Raw genomic sequence first — 20,755 nt, forward strand, 5'->3', positions numbered from 1 at the left:
AAGTATAAAGAAATAGGCGTACAAACAAAACTAGCATTTCAGTTCATAAACTTTTAAAAATCCATACATTTTTTATTGTATAAAGTTCATAAACTTTATATCGCAAGATTCCTTCAAAATACTACAAATTCATACCCTATCCGACATATGAAAGCGGATTCATCAAGTTTTAATAAAAAAAGTTCCCGATTTGCTTTACGCAGCTTAATCGGGAACTTTTTAGAAGACTATTTAAACCGGGCTGGCCAGAAGCTCCATTTTCCGAGTTTCATAATAATGGCCGGCGTCAAAACGGTCCGGACGAGGAATGTATCAATCAGGACACCGACTGCCACAACAAATCCGAACATAAACAGTTCCATAATAGGCTGTGTCGTCAGTACTGCAAACGTTGCGGCAAGAATCAAGCCCGCGGATGAGATAACACCACCCGTTTTTGCAATCCCCTGCTGGACAGCCGTCTTCAAAGGATGGGTCCGATGTGCTTCCTGTATCCGTGACACCAGCATAATATTGTAATCAACACCAAGTGCAACTAGAAAGACAAATGCATAGAGTGGAATGCGATAGCTCATTTGAGCATAGCCGAACACATTCTGGAATATAAAATCAGAAAATCCTAGCGCCGCCCCATAGGACAACAGGATGGTCACCATCATATAGATTGGTGCAATTACCGACCGTGCCTGAAAACCGAGCATAATGGTAATAAGCACGACTACCAGCGTTACGACAACCGCTGTGTCCCGGTTGCTCCACTCGCGCGTATCAAGGTTTACAGCCGTTTCTCCTGCAAAATATAGCTGACTGTTGTCTGTGTCAAACCCACTTTCCTCCAGTAGGGTTTCTTTATCTTTCCGCAAATTCTGCATCGCGTCAAATGCTTCATGCGTATACGGATTTTTGGAAAAGGTCAGCTCCAATTGAGCTGCCTGCTCGTCACTGGACAAGAAATTATGCTCATTAACACGAACGGCATGGACCAGTTTCTCGTCCTTCAGCTTAGATCCCAGTTTATCCACATTATCTTTCTCAATTGTGTTTTCTGACGTAACCAGAACGGTTGTTGGTGCCACTTCACCTGGATTATATTTCGACTCAATCAGCTCAAAGCCTTCCCGTGACGTCATGTCTTCCGGAAATGACTGAAGCAGATTATAGGAGTAACCAATCTGGGCCGCATTAGCTGATAGAACCAGCAGCACCACGAGCACACTTCCACCCGTAACAAGTGGTTTTTTCGTGACTTCCTGACTGATCCGGTTCCAGATTGTATTTGTTTTTACTTTCGTTTCTTCTCCTGCGCGCGGGATGGACGGCCAGAACGCTCTTCTGCCGAATAATGTAAACAGGGCAGGGACAAGTGTCAGACCCGCCAGCAAAATAATGACCATAGCTACCGAGAAAACTGGTGCAAAATGCCGATATGGCTCAAAAACCGCGGCTGCAAGCGTCAGTACCGCCACCAGCACCGTTCCCCCACTGAAGAAGATGGGTCTGCCCACCTGGCTCATGGCCCGCTGCATTGCTTCATATTTACTCTCCACTTCCCAAAGTTCTTCCCGGAATCGAGAAAATATAAAAAGTGAATAGTCCGTAATTGCCGCAAACAAAAGAATCATCATAATCGACAATGATTGGCTATCAATGGAAAACCAATTATTCTCCCCAGCGATCCCGATTGTCCGGTTGACCACTTCATAAACAATACCGGAAGCCAGAAGCGGAATCAGTGCCAGCAGCGGTGAACGGTAAATGACAACCAGCAATACGAGAATCAGACCAATTGTTGAAAATAGTAAAACCATATCCCCGTTGGAAAACAATTCAAGGGCATCAGAAGCAATCCCTGCTGGTCCTGTCACGGCGACATCGATCGTTTCCGGAAGACTCTCCTGCATCGCCTCTTCCATATCAACTACCATATCATTAACCGTATCCATTTCCAGTCCTTCTTTCAGATGAACCGGAAATACAAGTGTGGTTTCATCATCGGAAAGAAACGACTTTTGCGCCTTCGTATCCATTTGATTAAACGGCAGCACGGCCTTCATTCCATCTGTCACTTCCGCCGGCAAGTCATGCAAAGACTCGACACTCGAACCTACCGCCGACAAGGACTCTTCATCAAAGCCCGACTCCTGATGAAACACAAGGATGGCAGGCATAACATCACTATTTTCAAATTGTTCTTCAAGTTCCTTATCGGCAATCACTGACGGTGCATCGTCCGGAAGACCTGCACCACTGGAATTAGCAGCAAAGTCTTTGGCACTTGATGCAGTGAAACTTAGCACCAGTACGATAGCCAACCAGACCGTTAATGTAATCGTCATTCCTTTTTTACTGGCAATCCACCGAAAAATATGACTCATGTTGAACCCTCCTGCTTAAATATACTCACCAAATCCCAAGTTAAACCTGAAAAGTGAACAGAGGATGAACAATAAGTTTACAATGCCGGCAGTGTCACGGTGAATATGGTTCCTTCGCCTGGCCGGCTTTCAACGGCAATATTACCATCATGCATCGTAATCACCTGCTGCACAATTGACAAACCAAGTCCCGTCCCTTCTGTTGTGCGTGTCCGTGCCTGATCCGCCCGGTAAAATCGGTCAAATATGTGTTCACGCTCTTCTGCTGTCAGGCCAATTCCGGTATCATGAACAGCAACAGCTACTTTCTCTCCCGTATGCTGCACCGTTAAGTCAATTGTGCCAGCCGTCCGGTTATATTTTATCGCGTTCGTAAATAAGTTCTCCCAAACTGTATAAAGCATCGATGCATTTCCATAAACTTTTGCATCATCTAACGAATAGCTGACCGTCAGCCCTTTATCATCCAATAGCCAGCGGTATTTTTGAACAATTTCTTTCAGTTGTTCTGCCACATGAACCGGCTCTTTCCTGTATATATGATTTTCCCGGTCAAGGGAACTCAACACGAGCAGCTGATTGGTCAATGAGGACAGACGACGCGTCTCATCCTGGATGATCCCGGTATAATGGGCTTTTTCCTCATTTGTCAGCTCATTGCTCTCCAGCAGCCGCGCATACCCTTGAATATTCAAGAGCGGGGATTGAATGTCGTGGGAAACATTCGAAATAAATGATTTTCGCATCATATCAAGTTCACCGAGCCGATGCGTCATTTCATTAAAACGGTCGGCAAGCTTCCCTATCTCATCCTCCCGGTTAATGGACAGGGTGACATCAAAATGTTCATCCCCTACCTTTCCCGTTGCTTCGGACAATTCTTTAATAGGGTTGACGAGCATTCGTGCGCCGATGAGAACACTAATAATGCTAAGGACAACCATGACTGCTATCATCCAGCCAAGCAACGTGTGCACCTCACTGAACAACAGCTTAATATTCGGGCGCATAAATAATGCATATTGTTCGCCGTCATTTTCAAAAGGAACACCAACCGTGTTCGATAGTTCATTTGCAAAAAAGCCAGTCACAAATGTCTCCCGCGGAAATTCCCTCATGCCATGATACACATCGCCATCAAGAACCTGTTTAATCACATTGGATGCGATCGTTTTATCGCGAAATTCCCCGCCGTAAAACTGTTCAGAACCAGACTCACTAATGACATAAAGCTGATACCCGGTGTCGGCTGTTTGCTCCATGTACGCAACCGGGTCCTCCTGCGTTTCCGCAAAAGCAGCCACCTCTTTGGCAATTTCCATATTTTTGTAATCGTTCTCTTCCTTCACTTTCTGGTGGTAATACGTATTCGCAAACAAGAATCCGACTACCGTACTAAACACCATAATGACAACCGTAATAAGGACAAACTTGGAATATAATGTTTTCATTCCTGCAAGACCTCTAATCTGTAGCCAACTCCTCGGACCGTCTTAATCGCAATTGCGTCCGTAAGATGGGCCACGCGTTCCCGGATCCGTTTAATATGAACATTAACAGTCCGGTCATCCCCTTCGAAATCCAATCCCCAAATCGACTCAATCAGCTGATCACGTGTGAATACCTGGTTCGGATTTGACGCCAGCATCGCCAGCAGCTCAAATTCCTTTAGCGGAAGCAGCATGGTGCGGCTGCCAATCTGGACTTCATAGCTCCGCCGGTCAATAATCACATCCCCGATCCTGATCACCGTATCGCTTGGCTTATCATATCGTCTTAAAATTGCCCGCACACGGAATAAAAGCTCTTTCGGCTCAAAAGGCTTCACAACATAATCATCAGTACCAGACCGAAATCCTTCTTCCTTATCGGATAATTCTCCTTTCGCCGTCAGCAAAATAACCGGCAATTCGTAGTTCTCCTTCATCTCTTTCATGACATCAATGCCATCCATTCCCGGCATCATCACATCTACAATCGCTAAGTCTACTGGTTTCGTCTCCAGTATACTCAGTGCTTCCGTGCCATCTGCTGCCTTGTAGACAGTAAAGCCTTCGCGCTGCATATAAATTTCAATTAAATTCAATACACGCTCATCATCGTCAACGGCCAATAATGCTGTCATCGTTGTTTCACCTTCTTCCGGAATTCAATCGTAATTTCTCATAACAATCTTATGCTACATCTTGAAGATAAACAAAAGATTAACAATATGTAACAATCACAGTAGTTGCCATACAGGTGTGACATTAGAAAAACTCGGCGTTCGCCTCGTCCTATAGCGAGTGCCGAAGTTCTTGTTATAAGGTCATCCATAATTTATACTTTCTAACGTCACAAAAAAATCAATTGTTTTCACCAAACTTTCACATTACTGTTTTATAATAGAATGGATGGAGGCAGTACAATGAATGCATGGGTATTGGAAAACGTATTTTTTATCGTGATCAGTTTATCTGGAGGCTTTATATTCTACTACATAACCGGCCCTTCTGTAGAAGCTAAAAAGAAGGGACTGGAAGCAGTCACATCCATGCTCATCAATTTTATTCTGTTTGTATGGGCGGGAAAAGTCATGATGAATCTGCCCTTATTTATCAGTGATCCGCTGGCTGTTCTAGCTTACCCGAGTGCATCGCCAGCCTTTTATACAGCAGTTTTACTAACGGTGGTGACTATCGCACACCGGATTAAGCGCCAAACTTTACAGATAAGAGAATTTTTGGCAGCCTTTCTGCCTATTTTTCTGGGGGCGGCATTCACCTATGAATTCTTGGACTTTGTCTGGCGTAATAATGCAATAGCGCTGGGACAAGCGGGACTGCTGCTTCTTTTAATGGTTGTATTCATATTGTTTCAGGAAAAACTGCCGCCTGTCACCATGACCTGCATCCTGTTTGCGGGATGGAGCCTGGGGCAATTGATTCTATCATTCATCCTGCCCTATACATCCTTATTCGGCTATATGATGGCGGCGTGGTTTTTGTCTTTACTATTGATCACCAGCATCAGTGTGTTTATCTATAACAGAAGGAAGGTGACATAATGTCTGCAGCTTCAGATGTAACCATTTGGCTTGCGCTGGGGGCCGGAATCCTCTCATTTCTGTCCCCGTGTACACTGCCGATTTTTCCGGCGTATCTGTCGTATATCACAGGCATGAGTGTAAAGGAATTGGAAAATAACAAAGATGTTAGGATCCGGAGCAAATTACTTCTACATTCGGTATTCTTCCTATTCGGGGTCTCACTTGTCTTCATCAGCCTCGGTGTCGGTGTATCGTTTCTTGGGCAATGGATTCAGGGATTGCTTACAGGAAGTTCCGGCCTGTTTCTACAGCGTCTGGCAGGCATCTTCATTATTATCATGGGTCTGTTCATTGCCGGCTGGCTCCAAATTGGCTCGTTTATGAAAGAAAAACGCTATCAATTTACGAAAAAACCTGTTGGCTACCTGGGTACGATCTTTATCGGTATTGGATTTGCTGCCGGCTGGACACCGTGCATTGGTCCAATCTTTGCCTCAATTCTGGTGATTGCAGCAAGTAATCCTGGACAAGGAGCTATTTATACAGTGATGTATGTGATTGGTTTTGCCTTGCCTTTTCTCATCCTGACATTTTTCCTTGGTTCCACACGGTGGATTGTCCGGCAGAGCCAGAAAATCATGAAAGCAGGCGGTGCCATTATGATTTTAATGGGGGTTCTGCTGTTCACAGGACAGATGACACGCATTTCCAATCTGCTGCTAAAGCTTGTCCAGGATACCTGGCTGGCAAATTTAGGCTGAACTGGAGGGTACTAAAATGAAAAAAACTATCATTATTGTCGTATTGACTGGTATGTTCGTGTGGGCCGTCTACGATTTAGTAAGCAGTACCGATGATACAGACATGGCTAACGATACTGATTTCACTGTTGAAGAAAACACAAGCGGCAGCAATTCCGCTGAAGAAAACGGCAACGCGAATAGCTTTGGACTTCAAGTCGGAAAAAAGGCACCAGACTTTGAATTGGAAACGCTGGATGGAAAGCAAGTTGCGTTGTCCGACTATCGTGGCCAGCGGGTCATGTTGAACTTTTGGGCAACATGGTGTCCCCCTTGCCGTGCAGAAATGCCGGACATGCAAAAGTTTTACGAAAATAAGGATGTGGAGATTCTGGCTGTGAATCTGACCTCTTCAGAAAGCAGCCGAAGTGACGTTCCGAATTTTGTCGATGAGTTTGATTTAACATTTCCGATACTGATGGACGAAAATAATAATGCTGGAACGACCTATCAGATTCAGCCTATTCCTAGTTCATACATGATTGACTCTGAGGGCCGCATTCAGTACAAGGCACTGGGAGCCATGAACTATGAACGAATGGTGCAGGAATTTGAAAAGATGAAATAATGAACACGTTGCTTTAAAATGGGACAGAGGTGTTCAAAATGATGAAACAGACCATTCTAGTAGTGGAAGACGATGAGATGATCCGCTCTTTAATACAGATGCATCTGGAAAAGCATGATTATGAAGTCGTGGAAGCTTCCGACGGGGAAGAAGCTCAAAATATGTACATGCAGCATAACCCGTGTTTAATCATTCTTGACTTGATGCTGCCGAAAATGAGTGGCGAGGAATTCTGTGAATGGGTAAAAACACAAGAACCAAATGAAACATCCATTATTATGCTGTCAGCAAAAGCACAGGTTCATGATAAGATTGCCGGCCTCAAAATGGGGGCCGACGATTACCTTACAAAACCGTTTGAGCCTGATGAACTGATCGCCCATGTTGAAGCGGTCCTCCGGCGGACAGGCCAATACTGCCAAAAAATTGTTCACAATGGATTATGCATCAAACCAAGAAAAGGGGAAGTCCTGCTTTATAACGAGCAGGTCCGGCTGACCAGACATGAATTCAGCCTTCTCTACTTCTTCATGCAGCACCCAGATGTTGTGCACAGCCGCGAGCAACTAATCGAACAACTATATCCGTACGCTGAAGATACGGTGCTCGACCGGACGATTGATGCACATATCAAAAAACTCCGGGAAAAAATCGAGACCAAACCTTCCAGCCCGGAACGCATTCTGACCATCCGAGGAATGGGGTATAAATTTGCAAGTGTTTAAACGTCTTCTGTCTCTGCTCCCAAAAGGATTCCTGTGGCGCCTGTCTGCCCTTAACATTATCATGATCGCTATAGCTATCCTGCTTAGCGGCCTGGCAATCTATCAAACAGCGTGCTTTTTGGTTGATTCGATGGGGAGTTTAGAGGGCCTGCAGCAGAAGCGTTTTAATACAACGCTGTTCCAGTATCTGCTTATTTTTGCCATAACTATCTTCTTATCGGGCAGCCTCCTTCATTATTATTTGACGAAAAAACTTATAACACCGATTAAGGACCTGATTGATGCGACGAAACAGCTAAAAAAGGGAAAATATCCATCTCCTGCAGAAGAAACAGCCCAGGGAGAAGTTGGTGAACTTGTCACCCACTTCAATGGACTTGTTCGGCAGCTGAAGGCCGGTGATGAAAACCGCCAAAAAATGATCGCCGATTTATCACACGAGCTGCGGACGCCACTGACCAACCTGAACGGTTATCTTAAAGCGTTACGTGACGGGGATATGGAAGGAAACCAAGCATTGTATGATGCCTTACACAAAGAAGCCAGACACCTGACGGATATGACCGAACAAATTGAACTGCTGAAGGAATGGGGCGATATGTCCTCTCGGGTGTACACGGAATACAATGAAGCTGATATGGCAGAAGTAATCGAACAGTGTGCAGTGATGTTTCAGTGGAAACTCGAACAAGAACAACTGAACATCCGTGTGGAGGTGGAATCTTGCAACATGTCTATCCATCGTGATGGCATTCGGCAAGTCATTAGCAACCTAATCGAAAATGCCATTTATTATTACCAGGGTGAAGGCACCATCAGCTTAAAAGGTACGTGGGTAAATGGCTATTATCATGTATCCGTCAGTGGACCAGGCGAACGAATTCCGGAACAGGACCAGGACCAGGACCGGATATTCGAACGCTTTTATCGGGGCGATGCCGCAAGAAGCCATAAAACAGGCGGCGGCCTTGGACTGGCGATCGCCAAAGAAATTATCGAACAGCACAACGGCAGAATTGGACTGACTACTGATGCGTTTGATAATGTTTTCTGGTTCAGCTTGCCTGTTGGGCGAACCTAGGCTGTCCAACTAATAATCACCTTCGTAAGCTGAACATTGAGTTAAAAAGTGGTACATAAGTAAGATGTGATGTACCACTTTTTCGAACCTGCCATTTCATGTTTTGGGTGCTGCTGTGTAATGCAATGAATATTTCCGACACCAACTAAAAACTCATGAGTGCTCAGAAGATGCCTGAATGGAACACAAACTACTCCTGCGTTTCACAAAGCATTTTAATGATTCTTTCTTCTGGAAATCCCGTTGTTTCTGCAATCAGTCTCACTTCCATGCCTGCTGCTATAAGCTTACTGGCAATGGCTTCTTTGGCATTTTCCTCTCCCTTTTCTATCCCCTGCTCCATACCTTGCTCTATACCCTGCTTTATACCTTCTTTTTTGCCTTCCTTTTTGCCTTCTTTTTTACCTTCCTTTCTCCCTTTTTCCAGGCCTTCTTTTTCCGCTGCTTGTATTCGAAGTTCTGCCTCTCGCTGGGCAGCTTCCTCATCTATTATTCGTTTTAAACGAGATTCATAAGCCAAATATTGTTCTTGCGTCATACTTAATTCTTCCCAGCTTTGGAAAGCACTGCGCAATGACTCATCCTTCATGGCTATCTCCTCCAGCTCTTGGTAAATTTTACCATAAACCTCATCTTTTCTATGATCGACCATACCAAGCAGCATCAGCCACCTGGCCAACACATCATTCCATGGATCCAATTTATCGTCTTTCCAATCCTTTATTAACTTGGGCATTTCGACGAAGTGTAATTCCATCACATCTGACAACATGAATTCTTCCTCATCTTCATACAAATGATAGGTTGTATGAAAGTGATCTGTTTGGTGAAACAAATTAAAATTGAGGATATTAATCGCAATAACCGGTCTCAGCTCACTATACGTCATCTTCTTTTTAAATGGCCCCCGGTATGCCCCTGACCAATAGTATATCGAGCGTTTTACCATATCATATTGATTGGTGAATTGTATTTCCACATTAATCCGTTCGCCGGCATTCGTAATGACCAGTAAATCTGGCCTCGACTGTTTATCCTCCGCATGTTCACCGCCCGATTCTATATTCAAGAATGAAATATCTTTAATTTGATTCCGGCCGGTTTTCTGAAGTAAAGCGTTTAAAAATACAATGGTGATATTTTTGTTCTTCTCATTTCCAAAAAGCTGCTTAAAAGCATAATCAACCTTTAAATCCATTAATCGCTCAAGTGATACCCGTTTTAAAATTTTTCCTGATTCTCTCTTAGGTACCTTCTGATAGTCAGTGGGGTCTTCCATTACGGTCTTCCGTGCAAAGTAATTTGAGGATTGTTCACAAACGACTGTATTTAGTGGCATTTCAACACATCCTTTATCTTGTTTAGGCGAGAAGACCCCCACCTCAAGAAATGTGAAGGGGGGAACCCCAGTGAGTAGGTGGGGGATGAATCGCCTTCGGACAAGGGATGGCTTTAGCCATCTCAATTGTCCGACCGATTGGATCACAGGTGTCTTTCAAAACACCCCATTCACCTTATTACAAAATAAGGAACAAATGTTTGCCTACCTTAGAATAAAATGATATAATAGTAGACACTATAGGGGGTGAATAAACTATTGGTCCACAAATCCTTCAACTTTCGTCTCTACCCAACCAAAGAACAAGCCATATTAATCAATAAAACCATTGGGTGCGCACGTTTTGTATACAACCATTTCCTCTCCAAGTGGAACAATACATACAACGAAACGGGAAAAGGTTTAACCTACACAACCTGCTCATCCCAACTGCCTCAACTAAAAGAAACGTTTGTCTGGTTAAAAGAAGTGGACAGTATCGCCATCCAATCATCATTAAAGAACCTTGCCGACGCCTATAGCCGATTCTTCAAGAAACAAAACAAAGCACCACGATTTAAATGCAAAAATCATAACATCCAAACCTATAAAACAAAATATACAAACGATAATATTACTGTTTCCGGAAATAAAATTAAGCTACCCAAACTTGGACTCGTCACGTTTGCAAAAAGCCGTGAAGTCGAAGGCCGCATCTTAAACGCTACCATCAGACGTCATCCAACAGGCAAATATTTTGTATCCATTCTCGCTGAAACAGAAATAGAAGAATTGCCAAAAACGGAATCAACCGTCGGAATTGACGTTGGATTAAAAGATTTTGCCACCCTTTCCGACCATACAGTCTACAAGAACCCCAAATTCTTTCGTGCATTGGAAGAAAAATTGGCCAAAGCTCAACAGATTCTTTCCAGAAGAAAAGTGGGTTCTTCCAACTGGAACAAGCAACGTATCAAGGTTGCCCGATTACATGAAAAAATCGCGAACGCACGCAAAGACTACTTGCATAAAATTTCAACCAACATCATCAAAAACCACGATGTGATTGGTCTAGAAGACTTGCAAGTGGCCAACATGCTGAAAAACGCTAAACTAGCCAAATCCATTAGCGAGGTAAGCTGGTCACAATTTCGGACCATGCTTGAATACAAAGCGAAATGGTATGGCAAGAAAGTGGTCACGGTGTCCAAAACATTTCCCAGCAGTCAGCTATGTTCGAACTGTGGATATCGCAACAAAGACGTTAAGAATCTCGCACTGCGTGAGTGGGATTGTCCCGAATGCCATACCCATCATGACCGAGATGTTAACGCAAGTAAAAATCTTCGTAATGAAGTCTTACGATTAACCGCAGGAACTGCGGGGATAGCCTAATCCATAACTAACCAATAGGTTGGTGTTCTTAGGAATCCCCCACTTCAATCAGACCGTAAGGTTGATAAGTGGTGGGTAGTTCAAGGTATGTGAAGACTTACAAAGAGGCATTTCTAATGATAGTATAGCAGAATGACTAATAGTGAACAAACTTTTAAAAAGAAAGAATCAATGGCTGGAAATGCTTGTTTGCAGTCCTTATATACAAAATACTTTCCCGCGAAGGCACCATCTACGCGGGAAATTTCTAAATCATTCTCTGAAGTAAACATTATTGTTATAGTCCTTCATTAAAATTCACATCGCGCCATAGTCACGTTGAAAAGGAAAACCATATTTGTGTTTGTCTAGGTGCAGTCAGCTATTCGTATTCATAATTTTATTGTACACGCAATCCTTATCGACCCCTTTCCCAACATAGCTGTTTTCGTGAACTTTGTTGTTTTTAGACAACCGTGGAATAGCACACCCACTCATCTGTACTATATACTAAAAGTCATAGACTGCTTCTTTCTTTTCACAAACTTTCGTATATGTTTCCATTAAAACTATTGTATCTTCAACCAAGCGATCAATCCGGAAGAGCACATCCTCATTTGTTATTTCCTTTCGATCAAAATCCTTCCCTTCGATAAATACATATGTCTGAACCACTTGTGCCTTCATGTAACTGAGGATTGGTTTTAATTGCTGTTCCACAATTAAGTAATGCTTTGATGAACCTGCTGTCACAAGCATGCTGACTACTTTACCTTGCAATGCGTTTGCTGGAAGTAAATCAAATATATTCTTCAATGTAGCTGGTATGGACGCCTGAAAAATAGGTGTTCCAATAATTAAAGCATCCGCTTCCATAATTATTTGCGCTACATATTTTGTATCGCCCTGATATTCCTTGTAGTGACGCCCATCACTAAACTGAACATCATAGTCCGCTAAATCAATTAATGTCGTTTGCGCATAGGGATATTTTTCAGCGGCTGCTTTAATAGTATACTCCATGGCTGTTCTTGTTTTCGAACCAACCCTTGAACCGGATAACCCAACAATCTTCATGCTATCTTCCCCCTAATCTTTTGCTGTATATTTCTCTAAAGCCGGTAAAACTTCTGTACTGCTTATACCCATCGAGTAGTGATAACTTTTTTACGTGTATAGAAATTTAGGCCGTCTTTCCCGTTAGCATGTAAATCACCGTAAAAGGAATCCTTCCAGCCGGAAAATGGAAAGAAAGCCATTGGTGCCGGTACACCAATATTCACACCAAGCATACCGGCATCAATGGTTTCACGGAATTGCCGGACTTTGCCGCCATCATTGGTAAATATACATGCACCATTTGCGAAAGGAGATTTATTTGTTAATGCAATCGCCCCATCCAGGTCTTCCACCCTAACAATTGATAAAATAGGGGCAAAAATTTCATCCTGCCAAATTTTCATGTTACTGCTCACATGATCAAAGATCGTCGGTCCGACAAAATAGCCTTCCCCTTTGGCATTTTCATCTTTCCGTCCATCGCGTACCAGCTTGGCGCCTTCTTTTTCCCCGGTTTCAATATATTGAAGGGTCCACTCCTTATGGCTCTCACGGATGACGGGGCCGAGAAAGACCCCTTCATCCAAACCATTGCCGATTTTGACTTCATCGGCTTTTTGATGTAGCAAAAATATGAATTCATCCGCGACCGTTTCCTCCACAGCAACGACCGAGGCGGCCATGCAACGTTCACCTGCCGAACCAAATGCAGCATTCAGAATTTGGGTTACTGCATTTTCCATATTCGCATCTTTCAGTACAATCGAGTGATTTTTTGCCCCAGCAAGTGCCTGCACACGCTTCAGATTGTCTGTTCCTCGTTTATAAACATATTCGGCAACTGGCTGGGAACCGACAAAGGAGATAGCCGCAACATTCTCATGATCCAATAAACCATTTACCACATCATGTGCCCCGTGTACAATATTGAATACCCCTTTTGGCAGTCCTGCTTTCTCCAGAAATTCAGCTAATCGATTGGCCAATAAAGGCGTGCGCTCCGATGGTTTCAAGATAAATGTATTACCAGTGACAATGGCCATTGGAAACATCCAAGCCGGGACCATCATTGGAAAATTAAATGGGGTAATTCCGCCAATGACGCCAATTGGATAGCGATAAACGCCTGATTCCAGCCCCTCTGCAATGGACGGAAGTTGTTCTCCCATCATCAAGGAAGGTGCTCCTGCGGCAAATTCAACGTTTTCAATTCCTCGCTGTACCTCTCCCTTTGCTTCTTTAAAACTTTTTCCGTTTTCAATTGTTACGATTTCCGCCAGCTCATCCCAGTGGTCAACAAGCAATTGCTGATACTTAAATAAAATACGCGCCCGTTTCGGAACAGGAACTTCTTTCCATTCGTGAAAGGCTTCGGTAGCTACTCTCACAGCCTGATCCACATCTTCCTTCGAGGAGATCGGAACACGGGCAAGTAATTCCCCGGTTGCCGGGTTGACAACTTCCTCTGTGCTTTCCGAATTTACTTCAACCCACTCCCCACCTATATAATTCTTCAATGTTTCAAGTTTTGTATTTGTCATCGTGAACCCCCTCCATTCTCTTTCGTTCTTTGATGGTACCTAGTACAGTCCGTCGCGTTTCTTCGCCCCCCTACTTTCCGAAATACCATTTCCAAAGTGAGAAACCAGTGATAATGAAACTAACGATAACGCCATACAGCCATATAGAAAGCATTGAATTAACAAACATCCAAATCATCCTTTCCCTAATTTGCCTGTGTACGAATGTTTTCTACTTTTCTACTTTCCGTTACATGAGTTTTTTTCAGTACTCGTGCCAGAATCACTATCGTTGCAATACCAATAAAGGTAGCCAGCGCTCCCGCCGACATCGTACTTGGAACAATGCCACTAAAGTAGATGATGAGATAGGAAAGCAAACCGACAATCATCGACAGTTCTGCCGCTCTAGCAGGTGCTTTTTTCTTACTATAGATAGCATATAAAATGGGTCCCATCGTTCCCGCAGCTACACCGGAAATCCCAATCCACATGACATCGCCCATATAAACAGGGGGCTGTAGTACAATTAAAAATGCAGCCAAGCCCACCAAAGGAACTGCCAGACGGCTGATTTGCAGGGCAATTTTCTGTGCCTTTTCATCACTGATGTTGATAATTCCCCTTTTGACGAGGAATTTCAGGAAAATATCATTGGCAAATACGGTAGAAATGGAAACGAATATTCCATCTGTTGTCGACATAGCCGCAGCAAGAATCACCACGCCGAAAACCGCTACAATAATCGCGGGGAAAGCCCAAACTGCATATTCCATTAATGCCAGGTCAGCTTCCACCACATTACCGCCAAGTGCCACTCTGCTATATAATCCCCCAAAAAGAACAAGTAAGCAGAAAGCAGCCGTTATAACATAGGTAGCAATCATTTTTCCAAGATCCTTTTCACTTTTCAGACCAAGCACTTTGTTGAACAAATGCGGCGCGGAGGCAAAGGCCCACTGAATAATGATGGCACCGGATACCGCACCTACAGAATAAAAATGAGCCGAACTAGGATTAAATACCTTCACTAAATTCCAATCCTGAGCACTGAGACTACCCGCAATGCTGGTAAATGTTGCCGTAATGCCCCCATCCCAGAAAATTACAATACCGGAAATAAATATAGCAAGACCAGCAATCGCCATCATGACTGCCTGGACGGCATCTGTGTAGATATCGGCAAAGGCACCACCTACAAACACATAAAGAACAACAATAGCTGTAATGAATATCAACCCACTTGTGTAGGACATTCCTAGAAGATGTTCAAAAATCCGCGCACCTGCCACAAACTGACCGGCTATATAAAAAATGTTGAAAAGTAGAATCAGCCCTGTTCCCACTCTTAAAATATCACTATTATAAAAATCACCGAGCCAGTCCGGAAGGGAGAGTGACTTTTGCTTCGTATTCAGTTTCCTCACCTTTTTGGCGACCATCATCACCCCTATCGGCCCACCGCCAATCATTGCCAGAAACAGCCAAAGGGTGGACAATCCCCAATCATGGGTCCAGCCTGGATACCCAAGAAAAGTAGCAGCACTTAAATAAGTTGCGGCAAAAGATAGACCAAGTACGTACGGTCCCAATCCTCCCCCACCAGTTGCAAAGTCGCTGACACTTCTCGTTTTTCTGGCACTTACAAAACCAAGGACGAACATGACAACTAAAAATATGGCAAACCCAATCCATGTATACAACGTAATTGTACTCAATTCTGACCTCCTCCACGTGTGCAATTTCATTTATCAGTAAAAGAGGGGGCACTCCCCTCTTTAATTCGACTGCAAGCTGCCCAGATTTCTCGCTGGATGATTGCGAGGCAGATGGGTTCGCCCTTTTCCAAACATATTCTCCCTTAGTGTCTTTCCTTCATATTCCGTCCGGTAAATGCCGCGTTTCTGTAGTTCAGGCACAACAAAATCCACAAACTCCCGAAACGTCTCCGGCGAGTAGGTCTGTGCGATATTGAAACCATCGACATCGCTTTCAATAGCCCATTCCTCGATTCGATCTGCAATCTGTTCAGGCGTCCCAATAAACTTCACGGTACCATTCCCAAGCCCATGATTTTTGATGGCCTCCCGCAATGTCCATTTCTTATTCGGATCTTTCGTATACATATCCAGATTTCCCTGAACCGCTTCTGTTTCGATATTTTCAATATACTGATCTGGATCGTATTGAGAAAAATCAATTCCCGTATGTCCGGACAGCAGAGAAGCTGTTCCTTCATAGCTGACATGATTAGTCAAATCTTCATATTTCGTATACGCTTCTTCTTCCGTCGACCCGATAATCGGCAGGATCATCGGAAAAATGAGAACATCCTCCGGGTATCTTCCCTGTTCCTGTGTTCGTTTTCGGATGTCTGCAACATAGGCCTTTAATGCATCCAGTGAATGATTTTTGGTAAAAACAGCTTCAGCATGTTTGGCTGCAAAATTTCGCCCTTTTGGTGAAGCTCCTGCTTGGAACAGAACCGGTGTACGCTGGGGCGAAGGTTCGACCAAATGCGGACCCGGTACATTGAAGAATTCACCTTCATGCTTAATCAGCCGAACCTTTTCAGGGTGTGCAAATGTATCAGTTTCTCTATCATAAACAACAGCATCATCTTTCCAGCTATGTTCCCAAAGTTTATAGACGACTTCCAGAAACTCATCTGCACGATCATAGCGGAGTTCCTTGGGAAGACGGCCGGAAAGTCCGAGATTGACTGCTTCGCTTTCCAAGTAAGATGTCACCACATTCCAAGCGACTCTTCCCTCCGTTAAATGATCGAGCGTTGATAATTGTCGTGCCAGTGCATATGGCTGTGCATAGGTAGCAGAAATCGTTGGCGCAAAGCCTAGATGTTCCGTTACAGCAGCCATAGCAGAAATCGGACTTAGCGGGTCATGAGCTGGGAGTTGGACAGCATGCTGAGCAGCTGCTTCATGGCTATTTCCATATACACTGTACGTTCCAAGTACATCAGCGATAAACATTGCATCAAATTTCCCGCGTTCCAAAATTTTTGCTGTTTCTGTCCAATATGACAAGTGGTTATGATTTACCCCCTGATCCTTTTCATGTTTCCATAATCCCATTGAGTGGGGGGAAGGTGAATTTTGGATAAATCCATTTAAGTGAATTTGTTTTGTCATTGATCAGTACTCCTTTTCTATTGTTTTTAATTGGTGCTTCCCGGTGACTTATGCCTCATCGTAAGCATTTAAAGCATTCACACTATGTGCAATGGCTGATCCCGCTTTTAAAGCCACTGCCACAAAAATAGCTTCAGATATTTCCTTTAAACTTGCTCCCGATTTTTTGGCATTTTTCGTATGCAAATCGATGCAATAAGCACAGCCTGTGGTATGTGCTGATGCCACCGCAATTAATTCTTTTTCTTTTTCAGTCAGCTTACCTGCAGTGATGGACTTCTGATCAAAAGCAGCGAATGCCTTGAATGTATCGCCATTGAGTTGATCAAATTCCTTCAACCTTTTGAAATAGGATGCTTTATATAGCTCCTCATCTCTTTCCCCATCAAATGCATTCAGGGCGTTCACACCGTGGGCGGCTGCCGAACCTGCCTTCAATGCCGTTGCCACGAAAATAGCCTCCGCTACTTCCTCTTTGTCAGCATCATTTTTCTTCGCATTCCCCACATGTAAATCAATACAGTACGGACATCCAGTAATGTGTGCCACTGCAACGGCAATCAATTCCTTCGTTTTTACCGACAAACCCCCCTCGGTCAATGCCTTGTCATTAAATGCAAAAAAGGATTGAAATGCCTCCGGTGCATATTCCTTTAATTCAGTAATCCGGCCAAAATACGATTTTTTATATAAGCTGTCCGTTTTTGTCAATGTAATCTCTCCTATAAATTTTTTTGTAATGAATTAGTAGGTCAGTCATTAAAGTAGGGCATTGCTCTTTTATTCACCTCCCGTGATTAAACATATTTACCCTATATATTTACTTGGTTTTTGGCCGATCTTTATCAAATAATCGGTTCCTACCAATTCATTTAGAACGAAAAAAACCTCTCCCGATGAGGAAGAGGTTTTTTTCATTACACACTTTCTCATCTTTCAAGCGAATGCTTGCTGGAATTAGCACCTTATTACTATCAAGTAATGGTTGCTGCGGGATTATAGGACCAGTTCCTCCCCCGACTCTGGATAAGAATCATTTTATTAAATTTTAAGATTTCTTAGCATCATATCGTACACTGAATTAACTGTCAAGCATAAATTGTTTGTTTTTCAGAAAATGGTTAAATCATATGGCTATTATGCTCTATGTTATCCGAATACGATACAATTTGTTATAATAAAGTATCAAAATACGGAGGGTTTTTTATGGAACAAAACAAGATTTCACTGATGGAAGCGTATATGATTGAAACACTGCGCAGCAATGGTATTTCCGATGACGAATTGCTCACTCAAATTAACAGAAAAGATATCAGCCCATGGAAGGATTTAAGCACCCAATTTGACTTCAGCGAGCTTATTAAACTTAGTGAGCAGGATGAAGAAGCATTTAAATCGATTATTATGGATGGCTATAAGATAAAATTTGTTACCTTTAAAGGCTTGCAGAACCTATTAAAACTTAAGTTCAATATGATCCAAGAGAAAGATTATACTCTTACGGATAAAGGCCTGACAGGTCTGACAATGAACGACGAACAATTAAACATGCTCAGGCAGATGCTGTCCAGCAATTGGTCGATTGATGAAACATCCACTGAAAACAGCGATCACCTAAGCAAGGAACTTAAGGTTGAACTAATCTAATTGTATGCATGTTCAACGTTATAATTTGAGGAATAATGCCATTCAATCCGGTTGTTTTCCGACGCTCTTGCCGAATTCATCCAGGGTATCCGATTCAATAGGGAAAAAGCAAGATACATAATGGTCATTGCTCCCCTTCGTTTCCATCAGAGGGGTATTTTCTTTGCAATAATCCCGTGCAAGCGGGCATCTGGTATGAAAAACGCAGCCCGAGGGCGGATTTGCAGGAGATGGTAATTCTCCATTTAGTACAATTTGCTCACGATTTTTTTCTCTGTCAGGGTCCGGCAAAGGAATTGCTGACAACAGTGCATTGGTGTAAGGATGACGTGCGTTTCTATAAAACGAATCACTATCAGACATCTCCATCATTTCCCCTAAATACATGACCCCTACCTTATCCGCGATATGTTTTATTAACGACAAGTCATGTGCAATGAATACATATGTGATATTTAACTCTTTCTGCAAATCCTCTAGTAAATTAATAACCTGTGCCTGAACGGACACGTCCAGTGCACTCACTGGCTCATCACAAATAATCAATTTCGGCTCTAATGCAATGGCACGTGCAATTCCGATTCGCTGTCTTTGACCACCGGAAAATTCATGCGGAAGCCGGTTATAGTGGTCATCTGGATTAAGGCCAACAAGTTCCATCAATTCCTTCACACGTCGTTCTAAATGATTGGTCTTATTATAAGCCCTTAATGGTGCTGCAATAATATCGCCGACTTTCATCCGTGGGTTAAGACTTGTGAATGGGTCCTGGAAAACCATTTGAATATCACGTCGGAGCTGATGCATTTGTTTCGCGTTATAACTGGTAATACTTTCGCCTTCAAATAAGATATCGCCCGATGTCGGCTTCTCAAGACCGACAATCGTTCTGGCTAGTGTACTTTTACCGCAGCCAGATTCTCCGACAATACCAATGGTTTCACCTTTATTAACGGATAAACTGACACCATTAACCGCCTTGACGTAATCGTCACTTTTTTTAAACAGGCCTCTATTCACAGGGAAATGAACGTTTAAATCACGTATATTTAGTAATTCATCAGACATTATGGTGTCACTCCTTTCTGCTCGGCAACATCAATCTGCTGCTTCTTTTCATCAATGTCAGCTTTGGATAGGATACAAGCCGCATAATGCTCCTCTCCACGTTCCGTTAATACAGGATCAGCTTCCAGGCATTTCGATGAAGCAAACGGACAGCGCGGATGGAAGTTGCATCCTTCAGGTGGACTGATTAGATTTGGTGGCTGTCCCTGAATGCTTAAGAGACGTCCATTTGCTTGTGAGTCAAGTCGTGGTAAGGAGCGTAAAAGGGACCATGTATACGGCATTGACGTCCGATAAAATATATCATTCACACTTCCTTCTTCGACGATTCTACCTGAGTACATAACCAGCAACTTATCCGCCAGATTGGCAACAACACCTAAGTCATGCGTGATAATGATAATAGCCATTCCATACTTGTTTTGGATATGCTTCATTAAACTCAATATTTGTGCCTGAATCGTGACATCCAAAGCGGTTGTCGGCTCATCAGCAATAAGCAATTTCGGTTTGCAGGCTAGCGCAATGGCAATCAGGACACGCTGTCTCATCCCCCCTGAAAATTGATGTGGGTACTCATGCATACGGCGCTCTGGATCGGGAATCCCAACGTCTGACAACAGCTCAATTGCCTTTTTTTCAGCATCTTTTCGGAGGGAGTCCTGATGCGTCCGAATGGCCTCAATTAACTGAGCACCAATTTTAAATACCGGATTTAAACTTGACATTGGATCCTGAAAAATCATCGCAATATCTTTTCCCCGAATCTTACGGATTTCCCGCTTATTCATGTTGAGCAAACTCCTGCCTTCAAATTGAATGTCACCTTGCGGATAATAAACAGGTGGCTCCGGATTAAGCTGCATCACAGATTGGGCAAGAACACTCTTGCCACTCCCGGACTCACCTACAATTCCTACAGTTTGCCCTGCCTCCACTGTAAAAGATACACCATCAACTGCCTTAACAATGCCGCCGGAAGTATCTAGATTCACTTTTAGATTTTTCACCTCAAGCATTGGTATTTCCCCCTTAACCTT

General features: G+C 43.3%; 18 protein-coding genes and 1 riboswitch. Of the genes, 7 read left to right on the plus strand and 11 right to left on the minus strand.

Translation table 11 applies throughout. The features are described 5' to 3' along the window. Positions 1 to 227: 227 nt before the first annotated feature. The 3 genes from ACFSUO_RS04660 to ACFSUO_RS04670 all read right to left on the minus strand — a co-directional run bounded on the left by ACFSUO_RS04660 (position 228) and on the right by ACFSUO_RS04670 (position 4,500). The gene (locus ACFSUO_RS04660; RefSeq protein WP_382391557.1) at positions 228 to 2,375 is read right to left on the minus strand and encodes an MMPL family transporter; all 2,148 of its coding nucleotides are present in this window, start codon (positions 2,373 to 2,375) and stop codon (positions 228 to 230) included. A gap of 77 nt (positions 2,376 to 2,452) precedes the next feature. Continuing rightward, a complete protein-coding gene (locus ACFSUO_RS04665) occupies positions 2,453 to 3,826 on the minus strand; it encodes a sensor histidine kinase (RefSeq protein WP_382391559.1) in 1,374 nt (457 codons plus the stop codon). Next, a complete protein-coding gene (locus tag ACFSUO_RS04670; RefSeq protein ID WP_382391561.1) occupies positions 3,823 to 4,500 on the minus strand; it encodes a response regulator in 678 nt (225 codons plus the stop codon). The genes ACFSUO_RS04665 and ACFSUO_RS04670 overlap by 4 nt, the downstream gene beginning before the upstream one ends. Before the next feature lie 282 nt (positions 4,501 to 4,782). Between ACFSUO_RS04670 and ACFSUO_RS04675 the strand changes: the two genes are divergently transcribed. The 5 genes from ACFSUO_RS04675 to ACFSUO_RS04695 all read left to right on the plus strand — a co-directional run bounded on the left by ACFSUO_RS04675 (position 4,783) and on the right by ACFSUO_RS04695 (position 8,577). Beyond that, complete coding sequence (locus tag ACFSUO_RS04675; protein WP_382391563.1) at positions 4,783 to 5,421, plus strand: hypothetical protein; 639 nt, start codon at positions 4,783 to 4,785, stop codon at positions 5,419 to 5,421. After that, positions 5,421 to 6,164: a cytochrome c biogenesis CcdA family protein gene (locus tag ACFSUO_RS04680; RefSeq protein ID WP_382391565.1), complete on the plus strand. Its 744-nt coding sequence runs from the start codon at positions 5,421 to 5,423 to the stop codon at positions 6,162 to 6,164. Before ACFSUO_RS04675 ends, ACFSUO_RS04680 begins: the two co-directional genes overlap by 1 nt. A 16-nt stretch (positions 6,165 to 6,180) precedes the next feature. Further along, entirely contained in the window at positions 6,181 to 6,771 is a 591-nt protein-coding gene (locus tag ACFSUO_RS04685) for a redoxin domain-containing protein (RefSeq protein ID WP_382391567.1), read from the plus strand. 41 nt (positions 6,772 to 6,812) lie between these two features. Then, a complete protein-coding gene (locus ACFSUO_RS04690) occupies positions 6,813 to 7,496 on the plus strand; it encodes a response regulator transcription factor (protein WP_382391569.1) in 684 nt (227 codons plus the stop codon). Positions 7,497 to 7,626: 130 nt separating this feature from the next. Then, positions 7,627 to 8,577, plus strand: a complete 951-nt coding sequence (locus ACFSUO_RS04695) for a sensor histidine kinase (RefSeq protein ID WP_382391571.1) — start codon at positions 7,627 to 7,629, stop codon at positions 8,575 to 8,577. A gap of 190 nt (positions 8,578 to 8,767) precedes the next feature. Here ACFSUO_RS04695 and ACFSUO_RS04700 read toward each other — a convergent pair whose 3' ends face one another. After that, on the minus strand, positions 8,768 to 9,916 hold the full coding sequence (locus ACFSUO_RS04700) for an Rpn family recombination-promoting nuclease/putative transposase (protein ID WP_382391573.1): 1,149 nt from the start codon (positions 9,914 to 9,916) through the stop codon (positions 8,768 to 8,770). A gap of 258 nt (positions 9,917 to 10,174) precedes the next feature. Between ACFSUO_RS04700 and tnpB the strand changes: the two genes are divergently transcribed. Further along, positions 10,175 to 11,290 carry an IS200/IS605 family element RNA-guided endonuclease TnpB gene (gene tnpB, locus ACFSUO_RS04705; protein ID WP_382391575.1) on the plus strand — a complete coding sequence of 372 codons (1,116 nt, stop codon included), beginning with the start codon at positions 10,175 to 10,177 and terminating at the stop codon, positions 11,288 to 11,290. A gap of 489 nt (positions 11,291 to 11,779) precedes the next feature. Here the strand turns inward: tnpB and ACFSUO_RS04710 are convergent, their stop codons facing one another. From ACFSUO_RS04710 to ACFSUO_RS04730, 5 genes are all read right to left on the minus strand, one after another. Continuing rightward, positions 11,780 to 12,346, minus strand: a complete 567-nt coding sequence (locus ACFSUO_RS04710; protein WP_382391577.1) for an NADPH-dependent FMN reductase — start codon at positions 12,344 to 12,346, stop codon at positions 11,780 to 11,782. Positions 12,347 to 12,408: 62 nt separating this feature from the next. Next, positions 12,409 to 13,869, minus strand: a complete 1,461-nt coding sequence (locus ACFSUO_RS04715; RefSeq protein ID WP_382391579.1) for a CoA-acylating methylmalonate-semialdehyde dehydrogenase — start codon at positions 13,867 to 13,869, stop codon at positions 12,409 to 12,411. Positions 13,870 to 14,054: 185 nt separating this feature from the next. Continuing rightward, on the minus strand, positions 14,055 to 15,566 hold the full coding sequence (locus ACFSUO_RS04720; RefSeq protein WP_382391581.1) for a sodium:solute symporter family protein: 1,512 nt from the start codon (positions 15,564 to 15,566) through the stop codon (positions 14,055 to 14,057). Between the two features lie 60 nt (positions 15,567 to 15,626). Then, positions 15,627 to 17,000, minus strand: coding sequence for an LLM class flavin-dependent oxidoreductase (locus tag ACFSUO_RS04725; RefSeq protein WP_382391583.1), 1,374 nt, complete (start codon positions 16,998 to 17,000; stop codon positions 15,627 to 15,629). 48 nt (positions 17,001 to 17,048) lie between these two features. Beyond that, positions 17,049 to 17,717, minus strand: a complete 669-nt coding sequence (locus tag ACFSUO_RS04730; protein WP_382391655.1) for a carboxymuconolactone decarboxylase family protein — start codon at positions 17,715 to 17,717, stop codon at positions 17,049 to 17,051. A 209-nt stretch (positions 17,718 to 17,926) separates the two neighbouring features. Then, positions 17,927 to 18,033, minus strand: a riboswitch (SAM riboswitch). A 173-nt stretch (positions 18,034 to 18,206) separates the two neighbouring features. Here ACFSUO_RS04730 and ACFSUO_RS04735 point away from each other — a divergent pair. Next, the gene (locus ACFSUO_RS04735) at positions 18,207 to 18,647 is read left to right on the plus strand and encodes a hypothetical protein (RefSeq protein WP_382391585.1); all 441 of its coding nucleotides are present in this window, start codon (positions 18,207 to 18,209) and stop codon (positions 18,645 to 18,647) included. A 42-nt stretch (positions 18,648 to 18,689) separates the two neighbouring features. On the opposite strand, the gene ACFSUO_RS04740 is transcribed toward ACFSUO_RS04735, so the two are convergent. Beyond that, on the minus strand, positions 18,690 to 19,715 hold the full coding sequence (locus ACFSUO_RS04740) for an ABC transporter ATP-binding protein (protein WP_382391587.1): 1,026 nt from the start codon (positions 19,713 to 19,715) through the stop codon (positions 18,690 to 18,692). Further along, positions 19,715 to 20,734 carry an ABC transporter ATP-binding protein gene (locus ACFSUO_RS04745; protein ID WP_382391589.1) on the minus strand — a complete coding sequence of 340 codons (1,020 nt, stop codon included), beginning with the start codon at positions 20,732 to 20,734 and terminating at the stop codon, positions 19,715 to 19,717. The genes ACFSUO_RS04740 and ACFSUO_RS04745 overlap by 1 nt, the downstream gene beginning before the upstream one ends. Positions 20,735 to 20,755: the final 21 nt, after the last annotated feature.

This window comes from Lentibacillus juripiscarius (assembly GCF_042685205.1).
GTDB lineage: Bacteria > Bacillota > Bacilli > Bacillales > Amphibacillaceae > Lentibacillus > Lentibacillus juripiscarius.

Coding starts and splice junctions, on each gene's coding strand:
- ACFSUO_RS04690 (WP_382391569.1), top strand. CDS start 6,813: ATGAAACAGACCATTCTAGTAGTGGAAGACGATGAGATGATCCGCTCT.
- ACFSUO_RS04665 (WP_382391559.1), bottom strand. CDS start 3,826: ATGAAAACATTATATTCCAAGTTTGTCCTTATTACGGTTGTCATTATG.
- ACFSUO_RS04680 (WP_382391565.1), top strand. CDS start 5,421: ATGTCTGCAGCTTCAGATGTAACCATTTGGCTTGCGCTGGGGGCCGGA.
- ACFSUO_RS04670 (WP_382391561.1), bottom strand. CDS start 4,500: ATGACAGCATTATTGGCCGTTGACGATGATGAGCGTGTATTGAATTTA.
- ACFSUO_RS04675 (WP_382391563.1), top strand. CDS start 4,783: ATGAATGCATGGGTATTGGAAAACGTATTTTTTATCGTGATCAGTTTA.
- ACFSUO_RS04715 (WP_382391579.1), bottom strand. CDS start 13,869: ATGACAAATACAAAACTTGAAACATTGAAGAATTATATAGGTGGGGAG.
- ACFSUO_RS04735 (WP_382391585.1), top strand. CDS start 18,207: ATGGAACAAAACAAGATTTCACTGATGGAAGCGTATATGATTGAAACA.
- ACFSUO_RS04695 (WP_382391571.1), top strand. CDS start 7,627: ATGGGGAGTTTAGAGGGCCTGCAGCAGAAGCGTTTTAATACAACGCTG.
- ACFSUO_RS04660 (WP_382391557.1), bottom strand. CDS start 2,375: ATGAGTCATATTTTTCGGTGGATTGCCAGTAAAAAAGGAATGACGATT.
- ACFSUO_RS04745 (WP_382391589.1), bottom strand. CDS start 20,734: ATGCTTGAGGTGAAAAATCTAAAAGTGAATCTAGATACTTCCGGCGGC.
- ACFSUO_RS04740 (WP_382391587.1), bottom strand. CDS start 19,715: ATGTCTGATGAATTACTAAATATACGTGATTTAAACGTTCATTTCCCT.
- ACFSUO_RS04710 (WP_382391577.1), bottom strand. CDS start 12,346: ATGAAGATTGTTGGGTTATCCGGTTCAAGGGTTGGTTCGAAAACAAGA.
- ACFSUO_RS04700 (WP_382391573.1), bottom strand. CDS start 9,916: ATGCCACTAAATACAGTCGTTTGTGAACAATCCTCAAATTACTTTGCA.
- ACFSUO_RS04685 (WP_382391567.1), top strand. CDS start 6,181: ATGAAAAAAACTATCATTATTGTCGTATTGACTGGTATGTTCGTGTGG.
- ACFSUO_RS04725 (WP_382391583.1), bottom strand. CDS start 17,000: ATGACAAAACAAATTCACTTAAATGGATTTATCCAAAATTCACCTTCC.